We start from the raw sequence: 2,467 nt of genomic DNA, 5'->3' as shown, positions 1-2,467 counted from the left end.
CTTATTCTCCTGTTAGTGGATTATAAGCAGTTACACAGAGTTTGGGAAACTCCCTCCTATTTGGCAAATAGAGCCGACATCTGAGTTAGCAGTTTCCACATCAATAGTCACGAAATTCATCATCTATCCTTGCACAAATGGTATGTAATATATCTGAATCGCTAATAACAGTAAACTAAAATTGACATCCCAACCTATCTGACTGATAAATATGAATAGAGCTCTATTGAAACTCTGACGATAGCCTTGCGACATCTTCTTGCTTCACAAGCGCTATACTTTAAAGGGTTAAAACTATATTTTAATATTTTCCGCATGATTCATGACACTAAAGATGAGTGCTAGAGCAATATAATTTGCTGTCAACTTATTACTTATATACACCATCATTCATATTTGAGTCTTTAAATGCTATAATAGCACTTAAACATCCAATTATGAGCGATTAACATAATATGCGATTTGATTTTTATACGCCAAGTGAGATAGCTGTCATTTTGGGTGAGCGCCTAAAAACGCAGCGATTGGTACTCAATCTAACCCAAGCTACTCTAGCAGAAAAAGCAGGTGTTGGTGTCAGTACAGTGGCTCGCATTGAGTCGGGACAAGGTGGCACGCTAGATAATGTAATCCGGCTTGCCATTGCACTTGGTATGATTAATCATTTTGCCGAATTGTTTGACATCAAACCTAGCAGTATTGAAGACATTATCGCTAAACAAAACCCACGCCTGCGAGCATCAAATAAAGCTAGCGAGTAACGCTATGTACCAACCAATATCTGTTATTAATGTCTATTATAAAGGCTTTGGATCTAAACGTCTTATCGGTCAGCTCACAATGGACGGACGCCGCCCTGTATTTGGCTATGATGCGGCGTGGATTGCTGATGGTTTAGAGATATCGCCTATCGAGATGCCACTACGCAGTGCGCCTTATTATGGCAGTCATGCGTCCAGTCATTATCTTTGCGGTCTGTTGTCAGATAGCTTGCCTGATGGTTGGGGCATGCTGCTGATGGATAGGTTTTTTCGGAAGGTTATGGACAAACCTATACAGCAAATTAATGTTTTAGATCGCTTGGCTTATATTGGCGATTCAGCCATGGGCGCCCTGAGCTTTGAACCTGAGCATGATTTATCTGATGCTATTGATATGCCGGAGCTGACTTTAGCGAAGCTTGCGGCTGCCAATCAAACCATTCTATCGGGTCAAGACAGTGACATATTGGCTGAGCTTATCGTTATTGGCGGCTCCCCTCAGGGCGCTAGACCAAAAGCGTTGGTTTTATATGATGAGGCAAGTGATTTTATCACTACTGATTTAACCCGCGCAAACCCACCGGCAACACCTTGGCTTATCAAGTTCCCTGCTCAGTCTGAGCACAAAAGCGTCTGTCTATTAGAAGCGCTTTACGCTGATATGGCAAAACAAGCAGGTCTTAACATGCCAGCGCATCACTATTTTGATATTAATAACGACTATGCCGCGTTTGGGGTTGAACGTTTTGACCGAATAGGCGATCAGCGCGTGCATACTCATACGCTGGCAGGCTTATTAGACATTGATTTTCGCATCCCATCGCTAGATTATCTGCAGTATTTGCGCTGTGTGCGTATGTTAACTGGGTCACAAGCCGCGGTAGAAGACGGTTTTAGACATGCGGTATTTAATGTGATTTTTAATAATAAAGACGACCATAGCAAAAACTTCTCTTTTATGATGGACAAAGCTGGCAGGTGGTCATTAGCGCCCGTTTATGATCTTGCTTATAACTCAGGAATGAATGGTTATCATCAAATGGATGTGACAGGTGAAGCGAAGCACCCTACTCGATCTGACTTACTGAAACTGGCTAAAGCAGCTGATATTAAGAAAAATAAAGCTCAAACAATGATTGATCAAGTAGCATCAGTCGCTGAAGCGTTTTTAACTATCATTGACAACTATGATATTGAAAAAGAGTTATCAAATAAGGTCGCTTGTGATATAAAAGATAACATTGAGCGGATGGCAAGTTGATGGCGTTATATAAGTTGTTAAATTTGTTGTTAAAATTAATAAAACAAATCCTATAGACCTTATATTTTAAGGATTAAGGTGTATTAGTCGATGCTTGGTGGGCGCACCAATCATTGTATTTAGACATAACCTCGCATTACCTCAAGTCCTTTAAGCTGAACCCTACTATCACTGTTAGCACAAGTAAAAAGCTACGACACATAAATTTGTGTCGTAGCTTTTTACTAAAAAATATTGTGCCATATAATATTACTCTAAATACATACGAAAATATTATATAACCAACCCTTTATAAGTTAGACATGGTGCCAGTCTCGCTGCGTCTACGACTTCTAAACTTGGATCAGCAGTTCTACCATAAAAACACACCCTCATCCAAATCAAAAATCCATCGTTGCTGAAAGCATAAATGTACGCGGATCACCTAAGGCAAGATCGTTGTAAG

At 40.3% G+C, this 2,467-nt stretch carries 2 protein-coding genes; both read left to right on the top strand.

Going from position 1 to position 2,467, the window contains the following annotated elements; all coding sequences use genetic code 11:
* Window positions 1–455: 455 nt before the first annotated feature.
* On the top strand, window positions 456–761 hold the full coding sequence (locus EI164_RS15645; protein ID WP_192520902.1) for a helix-turn-helix domain-containing protein: 306 nt from the start codon (window positions 456–458) through the stop codon (window positions 759–761).
* A gap of 4 nt (window positions 762–765) precedes the next feature.
* On the top strand, window positions 766–2,022 hold the full coding sequence (locus EI164_RS15640) for a type II toxin-antitoxin system HipA family toxin (RefSeq protein ID WP_192520901.1): 1,257 nt from the start codon (window positions 766–768) through the stop codon (window positions 2,020–2,022).
* Window positions 2,023–2,467: the final 445 nt, after the last annotated feature.

Origin of the sequence: Psychrobacter sp. FME13 (assembly GCF_014861395.1) — a bacterium.
GTDB lineage: Bacteria > Pseudomonadota > Gammaproteobacteria > Pseudomonadales > Moraxellaceae > Psychrobacter.
This window is presented reverse-complemented; position numbering and strand designations above follow the sequence as displayed.